Below are 25,508 nucleotides of genomic sequence, written 5' to 3'. Positions count from 1 at the left end.
AAAGGAGAATGGCAAATGGAAATTATCCGACAGATGCAGGAGCGGAAGGACTTGACGGAACGGGAAAGAAATATTCGTGATTATCTGATGGAACATCCGGAGGCTGTCATTTCCATGACAGCAAAGCAGTTAGGGGAAGTTTCTTATAGCAGTACTGCAGCTGTAAGCCGCTTTTGCCGGAAAATCGGCTGTCAGGATTATGGAGAATTCCGGCTGCGTTTCCTAAGTGAATTGCAGAGTACGGAGGGTGGACAGGAGACGACCACAGAGCATTTTGTAATACAGCAGCAGGAAAATGCCATGACCATTAGGAATAAGATTGCGGACATTGACACCCTTGCCGTTGAAAAGACAAAGCGTCTTCTTACGATTGATCAGCTGGCGCGGGTGGGAAAAATGGTGCATGAGGCCAAGTACATTGATTTCTATGCCTTTGATATGAATATACATCTGGCACGCTACGGCTGCAGTCAGTTCTTCCATTGCGATAAGGTGGCAAATACTTATGCGGAAGATAATATACAAAGGATGATGGCATTGCAGAATAATGAAAATCATCTGTCCATTATGATTAGTCATACCGGAAATAATAAGAAGCTGGTGGAACTGGTAAGGGATTTACATCGGGCAAAAGCAAAAACCATTCTGATTACATCCCAGGGCAAAAGCAGGATGAAAGCATATGTGGATGAGGTTCTGCTGACACCAAGAACACTGACAGAGTGTGGAAGTATCCGGATGGAAGGACTGTGGACAGTGGCATTTTCCGCAGCAACAAAATACCTTCTGGATGTTATGTTTGCAATGGAATTTTCTGCCGGTTATGCTGAAAATATAAAACTGAGCAAGCAATATTATGAGATTGGTGCAAAGAACCTGTGTGATACAGAAAAATCATAGCAATAAAATGAAACAAAATTTCAAGATTTCATTCATAAGAGCCGATTCTTTTGAAACAATCATTCAAAATCCGTCACACTTGTTGCAGAGAACAGAAAACATGTTATCCTTGGGCTGTAAGGAAGACATCGCCATATGTCCCTTGCATTTATAGCATGTTGGAGCCCGGAAAATAGATTCCGGGCTCCGTTAAAAAAGGAGTGACGCATATGAAATTAAAGAAGAAAATGAAACGAATGTTAGAAGCAAATCTGATGAATGTAATACTTGCAACAGAGCAGCAGGGATTAAAGAAGCTGATGATTCATTTCTTAGAGACTTTGTAACTGCAATTTTATGACTGGAAATAATGTAACTGTAATATTACATTTATAAAATGGGGATATTATCAGGAGGGAGACGCATATGAGCATAACAGTAAATCTTTATTATACCGGTGAAAATGGAAATGCATTAAAATTTGCTCAGGAGATGGAAAGCAGTGGAACGGCAGATGCAATCCGTCGGGAAGAGGGCAATTTAAGATATGAATATTTTCAGCCGCTGCAGGATAAGGAAACAGTACTTCTGATAGACAGCTGGGAGAGCCAGCAGGCACTGGATGTGCACCATGCTTCTCCGATGATGCAGACCATTGCGGCATTGAGGGATAAATACGACCTTCACATGAGAGTAGAACGTTACGTATCGGACGATGAAACCACGCAGGATGATAAATTCATTCGAAAATAAGCAGTATATCTATGATGGCAATGACCGGAATATTCTTGCCAGATATTGTAAAGGAAAATTTGTGGCAAAACCATTTGCATAGCAGACATTGCATAGAATACGAAAGAAGACACGAGGTATGTTCAGACAAACAATGGTTGGTTGAAACATACTTCGTGTCTTTTACGTTGCTAAGAAGCTATAAAGCACTGTCTATGACAGAACCTGCATGTAGAAAGTTTATCCGTGCAGTCCGGTATACAACTGATAATATTTACCCTTCTGGGAAATCAGTTCGTCATGGCTGCCCCGTTCAATAATGCGGCCCTGCTCTAATACCATGATGCAGTCACTGTTCTTAACAGTGGAGAGTCGGTGGGCAATTACAAAGGTAGTTCTGCCTGCCATCAGTTTATCCATGCCATCCTGAACGATACGCTCGGTTCTGGTATCAATGGAGCTGGTTGCTTCGTCAAGAATCAGTACCGGAGGATTGGCAACAGCTGCACGGGCGATGGCAAGTAACTGCCGCTGTCCCTGGCTTAAGTTGGCACCATCACCGGTCAGCATGGTATTGTAACCATCCGGAAGATGACGGATAAAGGAATCTGCATTGGCAAGCTTTGCAGCAGCGATAACTTCTTCATCGGTAGCATCCAGTTTACCGTAGCGGATATTTTCCATTACGCTGGCGGTAAAGAGGTGGGTATCCTGCAATACGATACCAAGGGAATGTCTTAAGTCAGCTTTCTTAATCTTGTTGACATTGATACCGTCGTAACGGATTTTACCATCCTGAATATCATAGAAACGGTTAATCAGGTTCGTAATGGTAGTCTTACCGGCACCGGTAGAGCCGACAAAAGCAATTTTCTGACCAGGAGTAGCAAATAATTTCACATTGTGTAAAACAATCTTATCATCATTATATCCAAAGTCTACATCATCAAAGACCACATCACCCTTTAACTCGACATAGTCAATGGAGCCGTCTGCCTGATGCTGGTGTTTCCAGGCCCAGCGTCCGCTTCGGGTATCGGAAGTCTCTACAAGTTTTTCACCGTCTTTTTCTACATTGACAAGAGTAACATAACCTTCATCGGTTTCTGGTGTCTCATCCAAAAGAGTGAAGATTCGCTCGGAACCTGCCATAGCCATAACAATACTGTTTAACTGCTGGCTGACCTGGTTGATTGGCATATTAAAACTCTTGTTAAAGGTTAAGAAACTTGCCAGTCCGCCCAGTGTAAATCCACCGATGCCATTTAAGGCGAGGACACCACCAACCATGGCACAGAGTACATAACTGATGTTACCAATCTGGGCATTTGCCGGCATTAGGATATTGGCAAATTTGTTGGCATTGTCAGCACTGCGGAAAAGCTGGTCATTTAATTTGTTAAAAGCTTCGATACTTTCTTCTTCGTGGCAGAAGACTTTAATTACCTTCTGACCATCCATCATTTCTTCGATAAAACCATTGGTTGCACCAAGGTCACGCTGCTGAGCGATAAAGTATTTACCACTTTTCCCGGCAAGATTTTTCGTGACAAGGAGCATGACACCAACCATTACAAGAGTAAGAACAGTCAGTGGGATATTCAGGATAATCATGTAAATCAGTACACTGACAATGGTAATGACACTGTTGATTAACTGCGGAATACTCTGGCTGATCATCTGACGAAGGGTATCAATGTCATTGGTGTATACAGACATGATATCGCCGTGGGCATGCGTGTCAAAGTATTTAATTGGCAGTGTTTCCATATGGGTAAACAAATCGATTCGCAAATCATTTAAAGTACCCTGCGTAACATAAATCATAATCTTAGAATAAGCAAAGGTACTTAAAACTCCCACACCGTAAAAGCATGCAACACGAAGGATGGCAGCAGCCAGCGGTGCAAAGTCCTTATCCGGTGAATTCAGAATCGGGATAATATAGCTGTCAATCAGGGTTTTCATAAACATGGTTCCCTGGGTGTTGGCAAGAACACTTAGTACAATAAAGACAAGTACCAGGAAGCAGGCAATTCCGTATTTCCGGAAAATGTAAGCCATCAGACGGCAGAATAATTTGCCCGGATTCTTTACTTTCCTTTTTTCAGCCATTACTGAGCACCTCCATTCTCATCAAAGTCACCACCGCCGCCGGTCTGGGATTCATAGACATCACGGTAGATGGCATTATTTGCTAATAATTCTTCGTGGGTTCCAAAGCCGTTAATCTTACCTTCATCTAAGACAATAATGCGGTCAGCACTCTGGACACTGGAGATTCGCTGGGCAATAATCAGCTTGGTTGTACCCGGAATCTCTTCGGCAAAGGCTTTGCGGATTTTTGCATCGGTTGCGGTATCTACGGCACTGGTGCTGTCATCCAGAATCAGAATTTTCGGTTTCTTTAAGAGGGCACGGGCAATACAAAGACGCTGCTTCTGACCACCGGATACGTTGGTTCCCCCCTGTTCGATGTATGTATTGTATTTATCCGGAAAAGTGTTGATAAAATCATCGGCACATGCTAATTTGCAGGCACGGATACATTCTTCTTCCGTAGCATTTTTATCGCCCCAGCGCAGGTTATCAAGAATTGTACCGGAGAAAAGCACGTTTTTCTGCAGTACAACGGCAACCTGGTTACGCAGGGTATCAAGGTCATACTTTCTTACATCAATGCCGCCAACGGAGACAGAGCCTTCATTTACATCATACAGACGACTGATTAAGTTCACCAGACTGGACTTGGAACTTCCGGTTCCGCCTAAGATACCGATGGTTTCACCGGAATGAATAGACAGATTGATATCGGAAAGAACCGGCTCAGCCGCATCTTCTTTGTAGCTGAAGGTAACATGGTCGAAGGTAATGCTTCCGTCTTTTACTTCCATAACCGGATGCTTTGGGTTATTTAAGTTACTCTTTTCGTTTAATACTTCAGAAACACGACGGGCGCTGGCAACACTCATGGTAATCATGACAAATACCATGGAGAGCATCATCAGGCTCATCAGAATATTCATACAGTAGGTTAAGAGACTCATCAGCTCACCGGTAGTGAGGCTGCTGTTTACAATCATCTTTGCACCAAGCCAGCTGATTAAAAGGATACAGGTATATACCGTAAACTGCATGGCAGGAGCGTTGAAAACAACAACATTTTCAGCCTTTACCAGGAGCTTGTAAATATTTCCGCTGGCTTTCTTAAAAGTAGAAGCTTCATGGTCTTCACGGACATAAGCTTTTACGACACGGATAGCGGAAACATTTTCCTGGACTCTTGCGTTTAAGTCATCATATTTTGGAAAAGCTTCATTAAAATATCTGGTAGCAAACCGGATGATGATAGCAAGCACACCACCTAAGAGGATAACGGCAATCAGATAAACGCTGGCAAGCTTCGGACTGATAAAGAAGGACATTGCCATGGCACAAATCAGACTGGCCGGTGCTCTCGTACACATGCGGAGGATCATCTGGTAAGCATTCTGCAGGTTGGTGACGTCAGTAGTCATACGGGTAACAAGACCTGCAGTGCTGTATTTATCAATGTTAGCAAAGGAAAAGGTCTGAATATTTTCAAACATGGATTTCCTTAAGTTACGGGCAAATCCGGTGGATGCCCGGGCACCATATTTTCCACCCATAATTCCGGCAAACAGGGAGAAGCATGCAGCAACGACCATCCAGGCACCGACTACATAGATGTGATGGATGTCACCCTTGTTGACACCATTATCAATGATGGAAGCCATCAGAAAAGGAATTAAAGTTTCCATCAGAACCTCAAGAATCATAAAGATAGGAGTTAAGATGGAATCACGTTTAAATTCTTTAATCTGGGCAGCTAAAGTCTTTAACATAAATTTCACTTCCTTTTTTCTAAATTGTATGCTATAACATAAATGTTAGCATACTAACAGATATTGTTATATAACAATATTTTTTATATGTCAATGAATTTTTCGGGAAAGAAAAGAAGGATTATGAAATGTGCAAAGAGAGAAAACTTGGAAACGATATCCGGGTCATACACAATATGATAGGGATGTACTGCGACCGGTATGGTGCGGATCACCGAGATGGTGTGGCACCGATGCAGGGGCGGACACTGGGCTTTTTATATTGTAATAAAGATAAGGTCATCTGCCAGAAGGACATTGAGCAGGAATTCTTAATTTCCAGGGCAACGGCAAGCAAAATGCTGCAGTCCATGGAGAAAAAGGAACTGATTACCAGAAAAGAACTAAAAGAAGATGCACGATTAAAGCAGATTCTTCTGACGAAAAAGGGGGAACAGCAGCATTTGAAAATGATGAACTTCTTTTCTGAAATGGAGAAGCTCCTGGTGGATGGAATGACAAAAGAAGAAGCAGATGAACTATATTCTCTTTTGAAACGTGTACGCTATAATCTTGAGAAGAATCTGTAAAGCTTAGGAAAAGACATAAGGAAAAGAGAAGGTTCTACTTCCTATATATATGACTTTTTGCTATAATAGATGCAAACGAAGAAAAGGGAGGAGCAGGAGATGATTATTTTCTGGTTAGCACTTTTTGTAATATTACTGATTATAGAGATTATTACGGTAGGACTGACAACCATCTGGTTTGCAGGCGGAAGCATGGCAGCCCTGATTGTGGCAGCAGTAGGAGGTCCAGTCTGGCTGCAGGTAATTTTATTCCTTGTGGTATCTTTTGTATTGTTATTCTTTACAAGACCATGGGCAGTAAAATATTTAAACCCGCATAAGACCCGGACGAATTACGAGGATGCCATCGGAAAGACCGTACGTGTAACAATGAAGATTGACAATATCGAAGAGACAGGAACAGCTGTATTAAACGGACAGGAATGGACGGCAAGAAGCAATGACGATGCAGTTACCATAGAAGCAGATACTACTGCAGAAGTTGTGGCAGTAAGTGGTGTCAAACTGATTGTAAAACCACAGTAGAGTAAGAAAAGATAAGGCAGGCGATTGCATATGAAACTTGGAATGGTATTTGAAGGCGGAGCCAGCAGGACAATTTTTTCCTGTGGAGTGGCAGACGCATTTCTTGAAGAAAATATAATGCCTGATTATTTTATCGGCGTATCGGCAGGAATAGCCTTTGGCTTATCCTATTTGTCAAAGCAGCACGGCAGAAACTTAGAGCTTGCAAGAAAATATATGTCAGATGGTAATTATCAGGGATTTAAGTTCTTATTTGATAAGAACCGCAAGACCTTTTATAATCTGGATTACGTCTTTGATGAAGTGCCAAATAAATTACTGCCCTTTGATTATGATGCATTTGCAGCATTTCCGGGACAGGTGGAAGCAGCAGTGACCAACATTCATTCCGGTAAGGCGGAGTATCTTGAGGTGCCAAGAGACAGCTCCAGTATGGCAGTTATCGAAGCAAGCTGTGCACTTCCGGTATTTTTTAAGCCGGTGCAGGTAGGCAGGCGCTATTATCTGGATGGCGGTGTGGCAGATTCAGTTCCGTTTGAGAGGGCATTAAAGCAGGGCTGCGATAAAGTAATTGTCGTACTGACAAGAGAGCGTGGCTATGAGAAGCATACAGATGGCGGAACGAAGATTTCTTCTGCATTATATCGGCGTTATCCGAATATCGTAAGGGATTTAAAGGAGCGTCCGGCAAAATATAATGAGTCTATGCAAAAATTATTCCAGTTGGAAAAAGAAGGACGCGTTTTTGTAATTGCACCGGATACGACCCATGGGATAGGCAGAACCGAAAGTGACCCGAAGCGGTTAGAAGAATTATACGAAGAGGGTTATCTTGAGGGAAAAGAACAGATGGTAGCATTAAAGAATTATTTGAAGAAGTAAGAAGCAGGAATGATGGGTGAACAGATAGAGCAGGAAAAGACAATTCATTATAATGATGCAAAAATCTGGCAGATTGCATTTTTTTCCATGAATAATACAGCAGCAAATCTGTATCTGGCTTTGATGGGCTATATCTCATACTATGCCAATTCCATGGCTGGCTTTTCTGTTGTGTTGATTTCTTCACTGGTAACAGCAATGAATATTTTTGATGGTGTAACTGACCCTGTGGTTGGTTTTCTGTTGGATAAGAGTAAAGGACGGTTTGGAAAATTCCGTCCTTTTATGGTGGCTGGAAATATACTGATGGCAGTCAGTGCTGTTCTCCTGTTTGCGACAACACATCTGATTTCAAAGTGGGTACGGATTCCGTATTTTATTATTATCTATGCAATTTTTATTATCGGATATACCTTTCAGACTGTGGTTGCCAAATCGGGGCAGACGATTATTACCAATAATCCGAAGAAACGCCCACTGTCCACTTATTTCGATTCCATTTTCATCATGGCGGCATACGGCGGCAGTGCCTTGTTTGTAGCCAATTATCTGGTGCCGAAATACGGTGGATTTACCAACGAAGAGCTGTATGTGGAGTATGTATTCTGGGTTGTGGTATTGTCGGCACTGGCAACACTTTTGGCGGTAATCGGAATCTGGAAGAAAGACCAGCCGGGACGCTATGAACATCAGCAGACACAGAAGATTAAGGTGTGGGATTTTTTCTTGATTTTAAAACAGAACAAGCCAATCCGTATGCTGATTATGGCAGCCTGCACCAACCGGTTTGCGGCAACGGTATACAGCCATACAACAGTAGGCGTTATGCTTTATGGCATCATGATGGAAAATTATGGAATCGCCGGATGGATTGGTGTGGTGGCAGCATTGCCAACGCTTTTGGTAGTGACCGTTGGCATCCGGGCAGCACAACGGATGGGACAGAAGAAGGCACTGGTATTATTTACGGGACTTGGCATTTTCTTCCAGTTACTATTGATTGTGGTATTGATGCAGGACAATATCAATACGGTTACTTTTAATCTCAAACATTTTAATGCCATTTCCTTCTGGTTTATGTTATTCTTTGTATTGTTAAATGGCTGTAAGTCCATTACAAATAATATGGTGGTGCCGATGATTGCAGACTGCTCCGATTATGAGCAGTACCGCAGCGGTAAATTTGTACCGGGACTGATGGGAGCACTGTTTTCCTTTGTAGATAAAATCTTTGCAGCACTGGGAACGGCATTTGTAGGACTGGTAATGTTAGTGATTGGATATAATAAAACATTTCCGCAGATTGGTGATGCCTTGACACCGGTATTGCGTTATACAACCATATTCCTATTTTGCGGAACACCGATTATCGGCTGGGTAAGTTCTTTGATTGCGTTGAAATTTTACCGGCTGGACAAGAAGAAAATGAATGAAATTGCGGCAGCATTGCAGGAGGAAGAGATAGAATGAAAATCGTTTTTTTAGATGCAAAATCAATTGGAGAGGATATTGATTTATCCGCATATGATGCATTGGGAGAAGTTATAAAATATGATTTCTCGACAGCAGAGGAAGCGGCAGTACGAAGCGTGGATGCAGATGTGCTGGTACTAAATAAAGTAGAAGTTAACGAAAAGACCATTGGAAATGCAAGCCACTTAAAGCTTGTGTGTGTGACGGCAACCGGAACGAATAATCTCGATAAGGCATACCTTGAAAAACGTGGTATTGCATGGCGCAACGTAGCGGGATATTCCACGGAATCGGTGGCACAGCATACCTTTGCCATGCTGTTTTATTTACTGGAAAAACTGCCTTATTATGACCGCTATGTAAAAGATGAAAAATATATCGGAGATAAAATGTTTACCCACTTTGATAAACATTTCGGAGAGCTGGCAAAAATGACCTGGGGCATTATCGGACTTGGAAATATCGGAAGAAGAGTTGCAGATATTGCAAAAGCCTTTGGCTGTCGTGTCATTTACTATTCCACTTCCGGGCGAAACAGCCAGCCGGGCTATGAGCGTGTCAGCTTCGAAGAACTGTTAAAGGAATCGGATATTGTATCCGTTCATGCACCGTTGGATGAAAACACGTTGGATTTGATGAATAAAGAAGCTTTTCATCAGATGAAGAAAACGGCTATTTTCTTAAACCTTGGAAGAGGACCGATTGTGGTAGAAGAGGATTTGGCAGAAGCCTTGGAACAGGGTGAGATTGCGGCAGCAGGACTGGATGTCCTCCGGGTAGAACCGATGAGTCCGGAAAATCCGCTGCGCAGAATCAAAGACAGTGAGAAATTACTGATTACGCCGCATATTGCATGGGCGAGTGTGGAAGCCCGCACCCGCCTCATGGAGATTATCTGTGGTCAGATTCAGGAATTTTTCTCTAATGGAAGTCCGGAATCATAAGAGTTGTTTCCTAGCTCTAAGGAAAGTGAATCTAACTGTTCCCGGTAAACCGGCGTTCCAATTGGAAGCGTAAACAGTCTTGCAGTTTTATTTAAGATGGACTGATACCGGGTTCCCGCAGTATCCAGAAGGTCAAAGAAGGACTCATGGGAGACATCTTCTTTGTTCCATGGATTCCGCCAACGGAAATGACGAAGATTCAGCGGGTCTACCGTAAAAGTAAAGTAGTCACTTGGAATCAACGGAGAAATACATGCATAACCTAAAGTCTTTGCCTCGATTTTACGGGCAAGGACTTTTTTCTTGCCCTGCGGGTCACGAATCCATGCGGTATTAAGTTGCACAGCTTCTAAGGCAGCCTGCATGGAGCGGTAAGTAAAGCGGTACTCTTTATATGTGGAGCTGTAAGCCTTTAATAATAAAGAAGCAATAATGTGCCGTTCCTTCCGGCTGATGTGCAGGGTGGCACTCTGGTTGAATTCAGATGGCGCACAGTTTTTATAATAAGTAAGAAGCTCTGCATCAATATCTGTTTCCAGATATACATGATGACCAAAATAACCCTTATCATAAGTGCCATAGTGTGACTTGGCAAAGATATATGGATGACAGGTAGTATCTAAGACATAATGTCCAAGAAAGCCGCAGATATAGGAAATGGCAATCTGCTGTTCCGTCTCTTCCAAGAACATGTCCTTACTTTTTAAAAGCTGGGTAAGAAAAATACCGGTATTTTTGTGGTGTGCCAACTGCCCGATATTTCCGGAAGAGCGGAGGTAGGACGGCAGGTAATAAAAGAAAATATCCGGTCCCTGTAAGCCCATACAGAATGCATGCGGAAATTTACGGATGCAGGAAACAAGATCCGGTTCCTCTAATTCACGAAAAGAATTCAGTCCAAATAAATAGTGGGTGGTAAATCCTGGCATAACAACAATCCTTTCAACTAATTATATTTTAAGTGATTGTAAAAAGGAGACATAAGTCTGCAGGTGAATTTTGATTATCCGAAGGGAATTCTTTTTCTTTGATATGAAATGCCAGCAGTTCTTAGTGCATGTTTTTCTTGATTGTAAACTGTCTTTCCGCCTGCTTTGACGGAAGTACTGCATTGTCCGCCGGATGCGGATGCAACATAAAGCCTGCAAGGGGCACTGGGAATTTCGATTTACATTTCGTTCGTTCTGGCAACCGGCGCAAATTCACATCCATGTTCAGATGCGCCTCGCTGGCACGTCCTGTGCCAGCGTTGCCGGATGCCAGACGAAATTCCAAGTGCCCCTAACAGCCCTTATCATGCATCCGCATTTCGGCGAACCGTGCAGTACTTTTGTCAAACATTGGAAAGACGGTTTTTATCACAGAAAGAAAAACATGCACTTTAGAACTGCGGTATTTTATAGCGAAAAAAGAAGCCCTTTGGATAATCAAAATTCAATCTGTTAGAAATTATTCTTTTTGCAATCGCTTATATATAGATAATTAAAGTATAGCACTTTTTGCCAGGAAATATAATACAGAAGTTTGACAAAAAATGGATATTTGATATAATCCTGTGTGTGACGAATAATCCATGGAGATACGTGGTAAAATAGACAGGCAGCAGAGGAAAAAGAGAACTGGGAGTGAGGTTTTATTAATAAGCGGACAAAGCAAATACTGAAACTGGTTTTTGTAATTGCCATCGTAGCAATTATCATTTATACGTTCCGGGATTCAGCCGGACCAATTTTAAAGGAGCTTTCTACAACTGCACCTTGGGTGGTCATTACCATCTGCGGTGCCGGTGTTATGTATAATGTGGTAGAAGGATGGATTAATTATTCCTTCGCAAAGCAGTATAATCCACAGTTTACATACCGGATGGGTGTAGAGAGCGCCTTTTATTGCTCATTTTACCGTGTGGCAACCTTAGGCAGTGGTGCCGGTGTGGCAGCGGTATATTATTTCAATGAAAAAGGAATTCCGGTTTTTCAGGGAACCGGAATGTATATGGTAGAGTATGCGATTCATAAAGTAACGATTGCAATCTTTTCCATTATTTTCTTCCTGTTAAATTTCGGATTTATGAAGGAACATTATTCCGAATATTTTAATCTTCTGATTGCAGGATATGTGTTGACGGCAGTGATAGCAACTGCATTACTTTTATTCTGCTGTTCAAAGAAGTTCCATGGAATTTTACTTTTCCTGGTGGACAAGCTGAACCGCAAAGGAAAATTCGATGCGCAGGCAGCCATGTTACGGGAACAGTGTGGCATCTTAGAGGATGCAGCAGGCATGCTTCTGACCAAGGGAAAACTAATCGCATCCATTGTAGCTAAGAATCTGTTAAAATTTGCATTCTGCTATGGCATACCATTCGTGATTTTATATCGGGAATATGGATTGACACTGTTACAGTCCTGGGCAGTTACTTCCCTTGCTTTTATGCTGGCAGCAGTCATTCCGTCTCCGGCAGGAATCGGTTCCTCAGAGTTTGTATTTACCGCATTGTTTACAGTATTGGTAGGAACCGGAGAAGCCGGTTCTGCGGCACTGTTATACCGTTTTGCAACATTCGTACTTCCATTTGTTATCGGTGGTGTGGTGGTATTACTGCATAAGCGTATTGACCGACGGATTGCAAAACGCAAGGCAGATAAGGCACAGCAGTAAGGGAAAGAGAAGGAATTAAGATGAAAGAAAGAAAAGGAATCAGTGGCAGCACACTGAAAATCATTGCGATTATAACGATGCTAATTGACCATATCGGAGCCGGAGTTCTTGGCAGATTGCTGGTAGTCCGTGGTATGAATGAGGCGGCAGATCTGAATGCATGGATTGATGCCAACAGTACCCTGGTGATTACATATCAGATGATGCGTTTTGTCGGAAGACTGGCATTTCCGATTTTCTGTTTCCTTTTAATCGAAGGTTTTGAACATACACATGATGTGAAGAAATATGCACTTCGTCTGCTTTCCTTCTGCCTGGTATCTGAAATTCCATTTGACTTATTATTCAATGGAAAAATATTGGAATTCGGTTATCAGAATGTATTTTTTACACTGTTTATCGGATTGATGGTTATGTGGGGATTTCAGGCAGTGGAGAATCAGGAACGGTTTGCGAAGTTTAAGAAAGTTATTTTTGATGCGGGAATTCTTGCAGCAGGAATCCTTGCGGCAGAATTTTTAAATACCGACTATGCTGGAATTGGCGTTGCCTGCATCGTATTACTCTATGTATTCCGTAAGAAAAAATCCTATCAGCTGCTTGCAGGATGTATCGGATTTTCCTGGGAGCTTACCGCACCGCTGGCATTCATTCCGATTGCGTTTTATAATGGAAAACGTGGACTTTCTTTGAAATACTTTTTCTACATTTTCTATCCGGCGCACCTTCTGATTTTGTATATCATCTGCTGGGCAATGGGAATGGGACCGATTGCAGTCGCATAGATTTCTTTAAGATTTTGTGAAGAGGCTTGCAAACAAAAAAGACCTGCGTTATAGTAGCGGATGGACAGAAGTTCTGTCACAGAAGAAGACGGCAGGATTGTAAGGAATGAATGAGAATAAAGCAGAAAGAAATGAAATAGAACAGAATAAAACAGAGCAGAATAAAAAACATTCAGTTAGACTTATCGGACTGGATTATAAGAAAACAAATATAAGAGCCGGACTCATTGCTTTTGCAGTGATGTTGGGCTTTTGTCTCTATGGTGGGGTAAATGTTCTGGTGGCAGCTGCCGCAGGGCTGATTTATTTTTGTATCAAAAATCTTAAGATTACATTGCCGGAGAAAGCCAATCCACTCTGGGCTGCTCTTGAAATTTTCCTAAGTGCCATCATGACGGAGCATATGGTGCAGTATCTTTTGCTGGATGCAGAGCTGCGGGAGAAAATCAGTGTGAATCACACCAGATGGAATGTACTCTGCTGCATGGCCTTTTATCTTGCCCTGTTAGTGATTACAGCAAAGCCGAAGATTGCCTGCATGATAGGACATATTTTCCTTTTAAGCCTTGCAGGAATCAATTACTTTGTCTATCAGTTCCGTGGAAATGAATTTTCTTTCGGAGATTTGAAAGCGGCATCCACCGGACTTTCTGTGGCGGCAAATTATAAATTTGTATTGGAAGACCGGGCGGTCTATGTCATACTTCTTAGCATGATATATGTTGCCTTTATAAGGAAGCTGAATTTTGAATTTAAAAAGAAGTGGATGCTTCGGATCAGTGCCTTTGCGGCAGCACTGGTAATGGGAATTTATGTGGGAATTGCCACAGAAGATACGGTAATGGAATCCTGGGAACAGAAAGGAACTTACCGCAACGGCTATATCTTAAATTTTGTACTCAGCATCCGGGATTCCTTTGTGGCGGAGCCGGATGGATACTCAAAAGATGTGGTGGAAGAGATTTCTAAAGAATATCCGGCACCGGAGAATAAAGGCTCGGAAGATGACCCGACCATTATAGTTATTATGAATGAGTCCTTTGCGGATTTGAGTGTGATTTCCCATTATGGATTTGAGACAACGGAAGAGGTAACACCATTTTTCGATTCCATGGACACCAATGTCATTAAGGGATATGCACTGTCTTCTGTCTTTGGTGCAAAGACACCGGATTCCGAGTGGGAATTTCTGACGGGAAATTCCATGGCATTCCTGCCAAGCGGCTCCGTGCCTTATCAGCAGTATATGTCAAAGAAACCGTATTCCCTGGTGAGTACCTTAAAGGAGCGGGGATATTCCTGCATTTCCATGCATCCTTACTATGCGTCCGGCTGGAGCAGAAGCAAGGTTTATCCGCTGTTGGGCTTTGATGATAGTCTCTTTATCGATGATTTTGACCAGACCAATATCATGCGGGAATATATTACGGACCAGGAATTATACAATAAAATCATTGACCAGTATGAGGCAAAGACTTCTGATGAAAAATTATTTATCTTAGGTGTTACCATGCAGAATCACGGTGGCTATACCGATTATTATGATAATTTCCAGAATACGATAAATCTTAAGAATCATTATTATAGTGATGTAAATCAGTATTTAAGCCTGATTCATGAGAGCGATAAGGCACTGGAAAATCTGATTACTTATTTTGAAAATGTGGATGACAAGGTCGAAATCGTATTTTTCGGAGACCATCAGCCGAGCCTGAATAATAATTTCTATCAGTCCATGAATGGCAAAGGATTATCCGGTCTTACCCTGGATGAACTGCAGGAATTATTTACAGTACCATTTTTTGTATGGACGAATTATGACAGTGAAAGTAACGATGTGGAACTGACCAGCCTGAATTACTTATCTACAATGACACTGCAGCAGGCGGGTATTGAACTGCCGGCATATAACCAGTTCTTAGCAGACTTACAGGAAGAGATACCGGCAATGAATTCCAGAGCATTTTATTCGAAGAGCCAGGGTGAATTCTTTCATTATTCTGAGGCACAGGGGGAAGATGCAGACCTTCTGAATCAGTATAATATCCTGCAATACAACAACATGTTTGAAAAAGAAAAAGACAAGGATAAAAATCTTTTTCCGTATTATGAAACACCGGATTAAAGAGTGAAAAACATAGAGAAAGTGAAGGGTATGGGAAAAACGGAAAGGCAGGGGGAAGATGTACCGGATTTATCTTGTGGAAGATGATGTAATTATAGCCAGAAGTATTAAAAAACATTTAGAAAACTGGGAATATGAAGTGCAGTGCACAAAAGATTTTTCAGCAGTTACAAAAGAATTTGCGGAGTTTGCACCGCAACTGGTATTGATGGACATCGGTCTGCCTTTCTACAATGGCTATTACTGGTGCAGTGAAATCCGCAAAATTTCCAAGGTGCCGATTATTTTTCTCTCATCGGCTGCGGACAATATGAATATTGTCATGGCTGTGAATATGGGAGCGGATGATTTTATTGCAAAGCCTTTTGACTTAAGTGTCCTAACGGTAAAGGTACAGGCGATGCTGCGGCGCACCTATGATTTTACGGAGACCGGAGAAATGCTGACCTATCACGGAGTGATGCTTCAGGTGGCGGAAGCAGTCCTTACCTATCAGGATAAGAAAGTGGAACTTACCAGGAATGAACTGCGGATTCTAAAGACACTGATGGAAAATAAGGAAAAGGTAGTCTCAAGAGATACGCTGATGACAAAGCTCTGGGAAAGTGACTGCTTTGTGGATGAGAATACACTTTCCGTAAATGTAAACCGCCTTAGGAAGAAGCTTTCAGATGCAGGTCTAGAGGATTTTATTCTTACGAAGAAGGGAATCGGGTATCGGCTGAAATGAGATTTGTCAAAAATTATCTGAAGGAAAATCTGAAATGGCTGTTGTTAGTGCTTGCCTGCTTTGGAATCCTGTGCTTTGTAATCGGATTTGAGCAGGTGCCGCTGGCACAATGGGGATATGCGGCATTTTTGTGTTTCTTCCTGTTTTTGCTGGTAGTAATCATAGACTTTACAAGGCGTTATCTGCATCATAAGAAACTGGAAAAGCAGACTTCTGAAATTGCAGTGACAATGGATAAGCTGTCATTGCCACGGGGACAGATGGAAACGGATTATCAGGAACTGCTTCGCTCGTTATATATCACCCTGCAGCAGCAGATTAATGAGCTGGAAAACGGGCAGGTGGAGCAGGCAGAATATTTTACCATGTGGGTGCACCAGATTAAGACACCGATTGCGGCACTGCGCCTGCTGCTGGCAGAGGAAGAGGATGAGCGGAGCCAGGAAATGTGGGAAGAGCTTTTCTCCATTGAGCAGTATGTGGAAATGGCATTGCAGTTTTCCAGACTGTCTGCGAAAAGTACGGATTTTGTGATTGATGAAGTTTCGTTGGATAAAGTAGTGCGGGAGGCAATCCACAAGTATGCCAGACTGTTTGTGCGAAAGAAAATTAAAATGGAATTAAGTTCCATTGACACACAGGTACTGACCGATGAAAAATGGCTGGAATTTGTGATAGAACAGATTTTATCCAATGCCATCAAATATACTGCCGGTGGAACCATTTCTGTTTATTTAGAGGAAGAATCGGAGCAAGAGACAAAAGAGCTGGTTATCGAAGATACCGGAATCGGTATCGCACCGGAGGATTTGCCAAGGATTTTTGAAAAAGGCTATACCGGTTATAACGGTCATGCAGATAAGCGCTCCACAGGAATCGGACTGTATCTCTGCCGGAAAATTATGCGCAAGCTGTCCCATGAAATTACGATTGAGTCGGAGATTGGAGTGGGAACGAAGGTACATCTTGAAATACGGTAGGAGTGGAAGCTTCCATTTTTTTTTCAAAAGTAAGTTAAAGTTTTCTTAAAACAGTATCTACGGAGCGTGGAATCCGCATAAATTCACCATTTTCTACGTCCCGTGGGTGTACTTAAAAATGAAATTACCAGATAATCAAAGCAGAAAGGAGGAAAGCAGATGGATCAGATAATAATTGGAAAATTTATTGCAGAAGAAAGAAAAAGAAAGGGTTATACCCAGAAGCAGTTATCTGAAAAATTAGGAATTAGTGATAAAACGATTTCTAAGTGGGAATGTGGAAATGGTTTTCCGGAGGTGTCGTTGCTATTACCTTTGTGTGGGGAACTGGATATTACTGTAAATGAGCTTTTATCCGGAGAAAGAGTTTCTGAAGAAGATTATCGTAGAAAGGCGGAAGAAAATATGGTGAATTTAGTAAAAGAAGCACAGGAAAGTAAGAAAAAAATAATTTTATCAGCAATGGTGGCAATGTTAGTAATTGTTGCAGCAACACCATTATTTGTGGTGTCAGGAGCTCTTGTAATGGAAAACTGGTTGAGGATTCTTTTAATTGTGTTAGGTACGGCAGTAATTATAATGGGTATTGCGATTGCCTGCGTTCTTGACCGTGATGCAGGAGCGTATGAATGTCCGGAATGTCATGGCAGATTTGTGCCAGAGATGAAGGATTATATTATGGGACCACATACTGTCCGAAAAAGAAAACTGACCTGTCCACGATGTGGTGCACGTAAGTATTGCAGAAAAGTGTTGACAAAATAAGATGGATGCACAGCATGTGAAGTAGAGATAAGTGATATACAAAATTATGTCCTGAAAAATGTAAATATTAGCAAATTTATCACCTGAAAAATGTGGAATATAATTATGGTACAATAAAAAAGCTAGAAAATATAATTTCAATCTTACAAAAATGTAAGAGATAAAGGGAAAATGTAAGCAGAATCCATGGCTGACATTTTCCTTTTTTGCTATGATAATGGAAAAGATGACAGAGCAATAAAGTGAGGAGAAAACAATGGCAATCTTAGAAGTAAATAATCTGAAAAAAGTTTATACAACCCGTCTGGGTGGAAATCAGGTAGAGGCATTAAAAAGTCTTAACTTTTCTGTGGAAGAAGGGGAATATGTAGCAATCATGGGAGAATCCGGTTCCGGAAAGACCACGCTTTTAAACATTCTGGCAGCACTGGATAAGCCCACCGGTGGACAGGTCATATTAAATGGCAAGAACATTGTGGATATCCGGGAAAAAGAGATTTCCGCATTCCGGAGAGAAAATCTTGGATTTGTATTTCAGGACTTTAATCTTTTGGATAATTTTTCATTAAAAGATAATATCGTTCTTCCGCTGGTGTTATCCGGTGTGGATTATAAAGAGATGGAGCGGCGCATAACACCGATTGCGGCGCAGCTTGGAATTCTTGATATTCTTGGAAAATATCCTTATGAAGTATCTGGCGGACAGAAACAGCGTGCGGCGGTAGCAAGAGCCTTGATAATCAAGCCGGAGCTGGTACTGGCAGATGAGCCTACTGGAGCACTGGACTCCAAAGCAACGGAAGATTTATTGACATTATTTAATAAGATTAATGAGCGGGGGCAGACAATTCTTATGGTAACACATAGCACTAAGGCTGCAAGCCATGCAAGAAGAGTATTGTTTATTAAAGATGGGGAAGTATTCCACCAGATTTACCGTGGTAATTTAACCAGTGAGGAATTGTATGCAAAGATTTCAGATACACTGACGATGCTTACGACAGGTGGTGAGAAACATGAATAAGGGGTTATATGGAAAACTGGCAGTAAATAATATAAAGCACAACAGACAGTTTTACCTGCCGTATCTGTTGACCGGGATGCTGACGGTGGCATTCTTTTATACCATGTTGTATCTGAATTACAATCCGGGACTGGACGAACTGCCATTTGGTGCCGTGGATGTAAAGTTTGTGCTGGGACTGGGTGCAGTTATCATTGGATTTTTCTCTGTGATATTCCTGTTTTACACCAACAGCTTTATTATGAAACGGAGAAAAAAGGAGCTTGGTATTTATAACATTCTTGGAATGGAGAAAAGGCATCTGGCAAAAGTAATTTTTCTGGAGACGTTTTTTTCGGCAGTGGTTGCCATCGGTGGCGGACTTGTTGCAGGAATTGCTTTCAGTAAACTGATGTGTATGTTATTGTACGCCATGATTGGATACCATGCAGAAATTGTTTTTTATGTATCAGAAAAATACAGTTTACAAGGGACTACACAGGGTAGGTATCTGACGGGAGGGGTTCCACCCGTCAGATTTTCCATGTGATATTCAAGCTGTCGCTTGTAGCGGCTATGGTGGTAATCATCAAGTCCACCACCCGCCGCTTGTCGTCAAAGGATACATTCTCCCAAGTGTCGAGGTAGCCGGAAATCTGGCTGACCTGTTCCGGGCTAATGGCTTCCACCGTCAGCTCCGCTATCCTCGCCAGAAGTTCCTGCTTGCGTCCGTCCAGTTCCGCTATCTTCACATTCACATAGGAGAGCAGGACATTGTTTGCGCCCGTTAGACTGTCCACCAGCTTTTCAATCTCGCCGTCCACATGAGCAAGCTCCACTTGCAGGGCGGCGATTTTCGGGTTTGCCTTTGCCGCTTTCTTTCTGCCTGTCAATGTCTTGTAGCTTGCCAGCTTCTTTACCATCTGCTGATAAACAACCGCTTCCAGTTCCGAAGTGATGATTTTCCCACACCCGGCACAGCTCTTGTTATCCAGCCGTTTTGTGCAGCGGAGATATTGCTTTCCCACAGGATTGTTAATGCTCATAAGGGCATACCCGCAGTTCCCGCACTTGATTTTTCCCGCCAGCCATGTATGGGTGGCTTTTCGGGCAGACTGGATTTTCATGTTGTTCATCAGCTTCTTGCGGCAGGTCAGCCAGATTTCGGAGGGGACAATGCCCTCATGGGGAGCCAGCACCAGCATTTGGCCTTTCAAGTCGTTCTTTTTGCTGGGCTTCACATCCCGCCCCTGATACAGATAGCAGCCGTTCATGCCTGTAAAATCGGCGGCGTCATTGACAATGACTGTCCCTTGACTTTTGAAAAACTCGTACACATCAAGGTCTGCCTGCACATAGACAGGATTGCGTAACATCTGCGCCAGCGTGGGGCGTATCAGCTCTTTGCCATGGAACAAAATCCCCTGTTCCGCAAAGTACCGGGTAATGTCCCCATAGGAGGTAGTGGGCTGGGCGTACATCTCAAACATCAGCCGGATATTTGCCGCTTCATCTGGATTTACCACCAGCTTCTTTGTGTTGATACCGTCCATCTTAATCGGCTCTGTATGGAAGCCGTAAGGGGCTTTCCCGCCCATCTTGAAGCCCCGCTGACTGCGGGAATAGTAAGCGTCCGTTACCCGCTTCTGTATCGTTTCCCGTTCAAGCTGGGCGAACACGATACAGATATTCAGCATCGCCCGCCCCATCGGGGTGGAGGTATCAAACTTTTCCGTAGAGGACACAAACTCCACATTGTACTGCTGGAACAGCTCCATCATGTTGGCAAAGTCCAGAATGGAACGGCTGATGCGGTCGAGTTTGTAAACCACGACTTTTGCAATCAGCCCCCGCTTGATGTCCCGCACCAGTTCTTGAAACTTCGGACGGTCTGTGTTCTTGCCGCTGTACCCCTTGTCTGTGTATTCCTTGCAGTTACCGCCTTTCAACTCGTATTTGCAAAATTCAATCTGGCTTTCAATGGAAATGCTGTCCTTTTTGTCCACCGATTGTCTTGCATAGATTGCGTCTATTCGATTGTTCATATTGTCGCTCCTTTTCTTAAAAAAGAAACGGAGCTGCTGACAGTTTTATTATACCGCCAGCAGCCCCGCAAATCAATGATGGCTTCGGAAAACCTTATGCCCCGGCTTCCTCACTCTGCCGTTTGTCGGCATACTTGCGGAACACCTCATAAAGCTGCTGTTCCAGCTCCCGGCGTTTTGCCGCTTCCTGCTCCGGCGTGAACACCGGGGAGAGATTTTCCAGCGTGATTTCCTTTCCCTGAAAAGTCACGACTTCGGTTTCTTTCTTGTATCTGATATGCTCCATAGTACCTCCGTATTTAATTTTCAAAGTGCAGTGCCGCCATGCTGCGGCGTGAAATGTTTTCTGTCATCAATCACCTTTCCTTTGTGTGCCGCTGCTGTCGTTTCAGTTCTGCCAGCACCTCCGGCGGGATACGGTCTACCAGCCGCTGAATGTCTTTCAGCTCGCTTTCCAGCTTTGCCCGTTCCATCGTATCTTTCATCTTGCCTTTTTCACTGGCTTTTGCTCTGGCTTCTAACTGTTCATTTTCTGCTAAAAGGTCGTTTATTGTGACCTTGTATTTTTTGAGCTGACCGGAGAAATTCTCCATCTGCGGAAACCACTTTTTCAGCAGGGAGAGGGCTTCCTCTTTCTTCTTTCCGGCGTTGAACGGGGTAATACCGTCCAGCGTGGCTTCAATGGCTCTTGCCTGTTTGGAGAGATTGACCGCCTGCTTGAACAGACGGGTGGGGATATGCTTCCTGCCCGTTTTGCTGGCGCTTTCCCCACGCTCCAAGTCGGGATATTTCTCCACCATATAGGCGTGAAAATCGTCCTGCCATTTTGTGAGGTTGGCTCTGTTCCCAATAATCTCCTTTGCACACAGGCGGTTGTCCTCTGTCAGCGGGACAAAGACCAAATGCAGGTGGGGTGTTTTCTCGTCCATGTGTACCACAGCCGACACGATATTTTCCCGGCCTACCCGCCCGATTAGAAACTCCGCCGCCCTCTGGAAAAACGCCTGTATCTCCTTTGGGGACTTCTTCTTGAAAAACTCCGGGCTGGCGGTTATCAGCGTATCGACAAAGCGTGTGCTATCCTTGCGGGTGCGGCATCCGGCTTGTTCAATGCGGCTCTGAATAAAATGGTAATAGTGGCTCTCCGGCTTGACGATATGGAAGTTGTACTTGCTCCGGCTGGTGTCAATGTCGGGATTGCTGGCGTACTGTTCCTTTTGCCGTTCGTGATGGGCTTCCAGCGGTCTTGCCGGATTGCCCTTGTGTTTTTCAAATCGCAAAATTGCGTGTTGTGCCATGAAACTCCTTTCCCCATTCCGTTCCTTTCCGGGACTTTTCCACAGGAAAATCCCGCAGAAAATATCTCGGATCGGATAGGAATGGATAAGATATAAATAAAATCGTTTTTATCTCTGTATTTCTATATACCGTCCGGTTTCCGTACTTCAAGAGGATTGATTATCGTACTTGTGGAGTGCGGTTTTCAGTCCTCCGGCGTACCGGAACGGGATTTATTGAAGTCGGTGTTTAGAACCGCTTCGTAGGATTTTGGGTAAATGCGGTTGGGTTTTCCACAGCCCTGCTTCTGAATCTCTACCAGTCCGGCGTATTGCAACTCCCGCAGGGTGTTGACCGCCTTCTGCCGCCCGCAGTGGAGCAGCTCCACTACCTCATTGATGGGATAGTAGAGGTAAATGCGCCCATATTCGTCCGCCCAGCCGTTTTTCCGGGACAGGTCTGTCCGGCGTAGGATAAAGGCATACAATACCTTTGCTTCGTTGGACAGTGGCGTGAATGTGGGGGCTTCAAAAAGAAAATTGGGAAGCCGGGTAAAGCTGACCGCCTTTTCCGGCTGATGGATATAAATGGTGTTTGTCATATCGTATTTTGTGGACGGTTAGAACCCCGTTTTCTAGGGCAGACGGTAGTTTCTATTGCCTGTCCCTGTTCTGTGCTTGCAAAGCCTTGTAAATCAAGGACTTTTCAGCCCCTAACTGTCCACACAAGACCTCCTTTTCCGTTCACTTTCTGTTTTCTGCCGCCTGTGAACTCTGGCGGCACAGCCGGGACAGTATTTCGCCCGGTTGGATTTAGGGACGAACACACCGCCGCAGACCGCACAGCGTTTCAAGTCCTTATCCCGGAAAATCTCTGCTTCCAGCGTTCCGATTTGCGGCAAGACCGACCAGCGGAACCACTTACAGCAGACCGAGAAAGAAGCCGTCTGCGGGCAGGCGCAGGTGTCCCCATCGTCAAGGAGCATACAGTTCCCGTCCTCATAGTTGCAGCACTCCCGGCGGATCAGGGCGTTTGCCTGTTTCCTCTGTGCCGGTGTCATGCGGTAAAGGGAACCGTCCTGCCTGCGCTCTATGGGCGGCAGTCGTTTATATGGGTTCTCTCTCATGTGTTCCCTCCATTTTTCCTTAGCCGTTCTCCCCGAAAGGATTTCCGGCGTTGGCACGCTCCCCGGACTTCGGGACATTTTGTCCCGAAGTGGCTCGTTGCGGTGCTTCCCCTGCCGGGGTATTCCTTTTCGGACGGTCATTCTGTTTTCAAGGTGCAGCTCATCGATGAACTACCTTAAGTCTACACCTAAAAGACCGCCCGCCCCGTATATCCATAAGGTCGGAAATCAGCCCGGAAAACTCTCTATTTCCACGCTCTTGGAATTGTGGTAGAATAGAAGAAATAGAATGGCAAATCGAAATTTCACGGAGGTATATTATGGGACTGTTTTCAAAGAAGAAAAATGAAGAAGTGGCTATTGATGAACTAACACCACAAATAAAAACTAAATTAGATGAATTAGCCCAAAAAGGCAATCAGTTTGAGGAAGAAGAACAATATGAGGAAGCTATACAAGCATGGAAAGAAGCTCTTAGCCTAATCCCAGAGCCACAGCAATTTTACAGTGAAACCATATGGTTTTTAGCTGCCATTGGCGATATTTATTTTCAAAAGAAACAATACGAAAAAGCACACGAATGCTTTGACAAAGCAAGGGGGAATTTGAGCGGCGAGGGATATGGAAATCCGTTTGTTATGCTTCGATTAGGTGAATGTTGTTTAGAAATAGGGGACGAAAAAAACGCCACAGAATATTTGCTTAGAGCCTATATGTTTGAAGGAAGGGAGATATTTGAGCCTGACGAGGACGGTAATGATGATGGCAAAAAATATTTTGATTATTTAAGAACTCATGTTGAAAACATTGAGTGAAGATTAAGATAACACAGTTCCCATTTATCGAGCAGACAAGGAGGGAGAGCATGGAACTATCCATACAAGAACGATTGAAAGATTTGCGTGTGGAGCGTGGGCTGACGCTGGAGCAGCTTGAAGAACAGGTAAATCTCTCCAAGTCTGCACTGGGTAGTTATGAAGCAAAGGACTTCAAGGACATCAGCCACTATGCCATTATCAAGCTGGCGAAGTTTTACGGCGTGGCCGCCGATTATCTGCTGGGACTGTCCCAAACAAGAAATCACCCAAACGCCGATCTTGCAGACCTGCGTTTGAGTGATGATATGATTGAACTCTTGAAAAGCGGGTTGGTGGATAATTCCCTCTTGTGTGAACTGGCGGTACACCCGGATTTCCCCCGGCTGATGGCTGACCTTGAAATCTATGTGAACGGCGTGGCGGGAAAACAGGTACAGAGTGCAAACGCCATTGTGGACGCTGTAAGCGCAACCATTATGAAGCAGCACAATCCCGGCTTGTCTGACCCGCAGTTAAGACAGCTTATCGCCGCCCATATTGATGATGACAGCTTTTGCCGCTATGTGATACAGCAGGACATAAACAAGATAGCTCTTGACCTGCGGGAAACACATAAGGACGATTTTTTCAGCGTCCCGGAGGACAACCCGCTGGAAGATTTTTTGCAGACCGCCGAGGAAACTGCCAGTCCAGACAGCGACCCGGAGCAAGCGGCTTTGGCGTTTATCTGTAAGCGGCTCAAGCTGAATTTGAAAAAGCTGTCCGAGGAAGAAAAGAAGTGGCTGAAAAAGATTGCACAGAAGTCGGACTTGCTGAAAAATCCAAACCCACAGCGGGGGAGGAAATAAGAAATTGATAAAATTGAATTTACTTTTTTAACAGGAGGATTATACAATGAGTATGGATTTGAATTTTTGGAAGTACAAGGAAGATACCGCACATGACCATTCAACCGTATATCAGGCAGCGTGTTGTGATGGCGAGGTAATGGAAGTATTGGAAGTTCTTCCGATTGACGAGATTTTGAAAAAAGTGGCTGATTCTTTTTCTGACTGGAATATACAAGGTGGAGGCAAAGATTTTGAAAAAGAAGGACATGGAGCATTTCAGGTTTTTACAACTTCGCAAATCGTAAGGTTTGATTGCTATGGTATGCAAGAGGCTGATATGAACGCTCTCATGGATATTTTACTTGATTTTGGTTGCCCTCTATACGACCCACAAATTTCAACGAGATTCGATTCTTGGACAGATAGATAACAAATCCCATTTATCGTGGAGATAGCAAAGCCAGCCGAGCCAGTCAATGGTCAAGATGAACGGCG

General features: G+C 43.5%; 27 protein-coding genes. 18 read left to right on the top strand and 9 right to left on the bottom strand.

Features of this window, described 5'->3' with window-relative positions; genetic code table 11:
- The first annotated feature begins 15 nt into the window (after positions 1–15).
- Together DWX65_RS10200 and DWX65_RS10195 are read left to right on the top strand one after the other, a co-directional pair.
- Complete coding sequence (locus tag DWX65_RS10200; protein ID WP_117841561.1) at positions 16–900, top strand: MurR/RpiR family transcriptional regulator; 885 nt, start codon at positions 16–18, stop codon at positions 898–900.
- Between the two features lie 405 nt (positions 901–1,305).
- Positions 1,306–1,632, top strand: coding sequence for a putative quinol monooxygenase (locus DWX65_RS10195; RefSeq protein WP_118173392.1), 327 nt, complete (start codon positions 1,306–1,308; stop codon positions 1,630–1,632).
- A 219-nt stretch (positions 1,633–1,851) separates the two neighbouring features.
- Here the strand turns inward: DWX65_RS10195 and DWX65_RS10190 are convergent, their stop codons facing one another.
- On the bottom strand, positions 1,852–3,726 hold the full coding sequence (locus DWX65_RS10190) for an ABC transporter ATP-binding protein (protein WP_117841562.1): 1,875 nt from the start codon (positions 3,724–3,726) through the stop codon (positions 1,852–1,854).
- Positions 3,726–5,477 carry an ABC transporter ATP-binding protein gene (locus DWX65_RS10185; protein ID WP_117841563.1) on the bottom strand — a complete coding sequence of 584 codons (1,752 nt, stop codon included), beginning with the start codon at positions 5,475–5,477 and terminating at the stop codon, positions 3,726–3,728. The genes DWX65_RS10190 and DWX65_RS10185 overlap by 1 nt, the downstream gene beginning before the upstream one ends.
- A 128-nt stretch (positions 5,478–5,605) precedes the next feature.
- Here DWX65_RS10185 and DWX65_RS10180 point away from each other — a divergent pair, with 128 nt between their 5' ends.
- The 5 genes from DWX65_RS10180 to DWX65_RS10160 all read left to right on the top strand — a co-directional run bounded on the left by DWX65_RS10180 (position 5,606) and on the right by DWX65_RS10160 (position 9,870).
- Positions 5,606–6,046: a MarR family winged helix-turn-helix transcriptional regulator gene (locus DWX65_RS10180; RefSeq protein WP_118173391.1), complete on the top strand. Its 441-nt coding sequence runs from the start codon at positions 5,606–5,608 to the stop codon at positions 6,044–6,046.
- A gap of 99 nt (positions 6,047–6,145) precedes the next feature.
- Positions 6,146–6,571 carry an NfeD family protein gene (locus DWX65_RS10175; protein ID WP_118173390.1) on the top strand — a complete coding sequence of 142 codons (426 nt, stop codon included), beginning with the start codon at positions 6,146–6,148 and terminating at the stop codon, positions 6,569–6,571.
- A 30-nt stretch (positions 6,572–6,601) separates the two neighbouring features.
- Positions 6,602–7,453, top strand: a complete 852-nt coding sequence (locus tag DWX65_RS10170; protein ID WP_118173389.1) for a patatin-like phospholipase family protein — start codon at positions 6,602–6,604, stop codon at positions 7,451–7,453.
- 12 nt (positions 7,454–7,465) lie between these two features.
- Positions 7,466–8,923, top strand: a complete 1,458-nt coding sequence (locus tag DWX65_RS10165) for an MFS transporter (protein ID WP_118173388.1) — start codon at positions 7,466–7,468, stop codon at positions 8,921–8,923.
- The gene (locus DWX65_RS10160; RefSeq protein ID WP_118057030.1) at positions 8,920–9,870 is read left to right on the top strand and encodes a D-2-hydroxyacid dehydrogenase; all 951 of its coding nucleotides are present in this window, start codon (positions 8,920–8,922) and stop codon (positions 9,868–9,870) included. Before DWX65_RS10165 ends, DWX65_RS10160 begins: the two co-directional genes overlap by 4 nt.
- Here DWX65_RS10160 and DWX65_RS10155 read toward each other — a convergent pair.
- Positions 9,834–10,799, bottom strand: a complete 966-nt coding sequence (locus tag DWX65_RS10155; RefSeq protein WP_118173387.1) for a zinc dependent phospholipase C family protein — start codon at positions 10,797–10,799, stop codon at positions 9,834–9,836. The genes DWX65_RS10160 and DWX65_RS10155 overlap by 37 nt on opposite strands.
- Positions 10,800–10,920: 121 nt before the next feature.
- Positions 10,921–11,145, bottom strand: coding sequence for a hypothetical protein (locus DWX65_RS14850; protein ID WP_147339159.1), 225 nt, complete (start codon positions 11,143–11,145; stop codon positions 10,921–10,923).
- Between the two features lie 360 nt (positions 11,146–11,505).
- On the opposite strand from DWX65_RS14850, the gene DWX65_RS10150 reads away from it, so the two are divergent.
- The 8 genes from DWX65_RS10150 (at position 11,506) to DWX65_RS15005 (ending at position 19,466) form a co-directional block, all read left to right on the top strand.
- Complete coding sequence (locus tag DWX65_RS10150; RefSeq protein ID WP_330408254.1) at positions 11,506–12,528, top strand: lysylphosphatidylglycerol synthase transmembrane domain-containing protein; 1,023 nt, start codon at positions 11,506–11,508, stop codon at positions 12,526–12,528.
- Between the two features lie 20 nt (positions 12,529–12,548).
- Positions 12,549–13,313 (top strand): TraX family protein, encoded by a 765-nt coding sequence (locus DWX65_RS10145; RefSeq protein ID WP_117947177.1) that lies wholly within the window; start codon positions 12,549–12,551, stop codon positions 13,311–13,313.
- Positions 13,314–13,419: 106 nt separating this feature from the next.
- Positions 13,420–15,438 (top strand): LTA synthase family protein, encoded by a 2,019-nt coding sequence (locus tag DWX65_RS10140; protein ID WP_118173386.1) that lies wholly within the window; start codon positions 13,420–13,422, stop codon positions 15,436–15,438.
- 58 nt (positions 15,439–15,496) lie between these two features.
- Positions 15,497–16,168 carry a response regulator transcription factor gene (locus DWX65_RS10135; protein ID WP_118173385.1) on the top strand — a complete coding sequence of 224 codons (672 nt, stop codon included), beginning with the start codon at positions 15,497–15,499 and terminating at the stop codon, positions 16,166–16,168.
- Positions 16,165–17,148: a sensor histidine kinase gene (locus DWX65_RS10130; protein WP_118173384.1), complete on the top strand. Its 984-nt coding sequence runs from the start codon at positions 16,165–16,167 to the stop codon at positions 17,146–17,148. The genes DWX65_RS10135 and DWX65_RS10130 overlap by 4 nt, the downstream gene beginning before the upstream one ends.
- Positions 17,149–17,307: 159 nt before the next feature.
- The gene (locus DWX65_RS10125) at positions 17,308–17,913 is read left to right on the top strand and encodes a helix-turn-helix domain-containing protein (protein ID WP_118173383.1); all 606 of its coding nucleotides are present in this window, start codon (positions 17,308–17,310) and stop codon (positions 17,911–17,913) included.
- Between the two features lie 256 nt (positions 17,914–18,169).
- On the top strand, positions 18,170–18,937 hold the full coding sequence (locus tag DWX65_RS10120; protein WP_118057036.1) for an ABC transporter ATP-binding protein: 768 nt from the start codon (positions 18,170–18,172) through the stop codon (positions 18,935–18,937).
- On the top strand, positions 18,930–19,466 hold the full coding sequence (locus tag DWX65_RS15005; RefSeq protein ID WP_158564729.1) for an FtsX-like permease family protein: 537 nt from the start codon (positions 18,930–18,932) through the stop codon (positions 19,464–19,466). Before DWX65_RS10120 ends, DWX65_RS15005 begins: the two co-directional genes overlap by 8 nt.
- On the opposite strand, the gene DWX65_RS10110 is transcribed toward DWX65_RS15005, so the two are convergent.
- From DWX65_RS10110 to DWX65_RS10085, 5 genes are all read right to left on the bottom strand, one after another.
- A complete protein-coding gene (locus tag DWX65_RS10110; RefSeq protein ID WP_069409095.1) occupies positions 19,450–20,961 on the bottom strand; it encodes a recombinase family protein in 1,512 nt (503 codons plus the stop codon). The genes DWX65_RS15005 and DWX65_RS10110 overlap by 17 nt on opposite strands.
- A gap of 94 nt (positions 20,962–21,055) precedes the next feature.
- Complete coding sequence (locus tag DWX65_RS10105) at positions 21,056–21,247, bottom strand: hypothetical protein (RefSeq protein WP_002566025.1); 192 nt, start codon at positions 21,245–21,247, stop codon at positions 21,056–21,058.
- Positions 21,248–21,317: 70 nt separating this feature from the next.
- Positions 21,318–22,259 carry a MobV family relaxase gene (gene mobV / locus DWX65_RS10100; RefSeq protein ID WP_024739835.1) on the bottom strand — a complete coding sequence of 314 codons (942 nt, stop codon included), beginning with the start codon at positions 22,257–22,259 and terminating at the stop codon, positions 21,318–21,320.
- 185 nt (positions 22,260–22,444) lie between these two features.
- A complete protein-coding gene (locus tag DWX65_RS10090) occupies positions 22,445–22,840 on the bottom strand; it encodes a replication initiator protein A (RefSeq protein WP_024739834.1) in 396 nt (131 codons plus the stop codon).
- 111 nt (positions 22,841–22,951) lie between these two features.
- On the bottom strand, positions 22,952–23,365 hold the full coding sequence (locus DWX65_RS10085; protein WP_024739833.1) for a cysteine-rich VLP domain-containing protein: 414 nt from the start codon (positions 23,363–23,365) through the stop codon (positions 22,952–22,954).
- A gap of 320 nt (positions 23,366–23,685) precedes the next feature.
- On the opposite strand from DWX65_RS10085, the gene DWX65_RS10080 reads away from it, so the two are divergent.
- From DWX65_RS10080 to DWX65_RS10070, 3 genes are read left to right on the top strand one after another with little or no spacing between them, the layout of a single operon-like run.
- Positions 23,686–24,180, top strand: a complete 495-nt coding sequence (locus tag DWX65_RS10080; protein ID WP_004462512.1) for a tetratricopeptide repeat protein — start codon at positions 23,686–23,688, stop codon at positions 24,178–24,180.
- A gap of 50 nt (positions 24,181–24,230) precedes the next feature.
- Entirely contained in the window at positions 24,231–25,031 is an 801-nt protein-coding gene (locus DWX65_RS10075; protein WP_024739839.1) for a helix-turn-helix domain-containing protein, read from the top strand.
- Positions 25,032–25,077: 46 nt separating this feature from the next.
- Positions 25,078–25,443, top strand: a complete 366-nt coding sequence (locus DWX65_RS10070; protein WP_024739838.1) for a hypothetical protein — start codon at positions 25,078–25,080, stop codon at positions 25,441–25,443.
- The last annotated feature ends 65 nt before the right edge of the window (positions 25,444–25,508 follow it).

The sequence above is a fragment of the Roseburia sp. AF20-18LB genome, assembly GCF_003461185.1.
Taxonomy (GTDB): domain Bacteria; phylum Bacillota; class Clostridia; order Lachnospirales; family Lachnospiraceae; genus Roseburia_C; species Roseburia_C amylophila.
The sequence above is the reverse complement of the archived record's forward strand: the minus strand, read 5'-3'. Positions and strand labels throughout refer to the sequence as shown.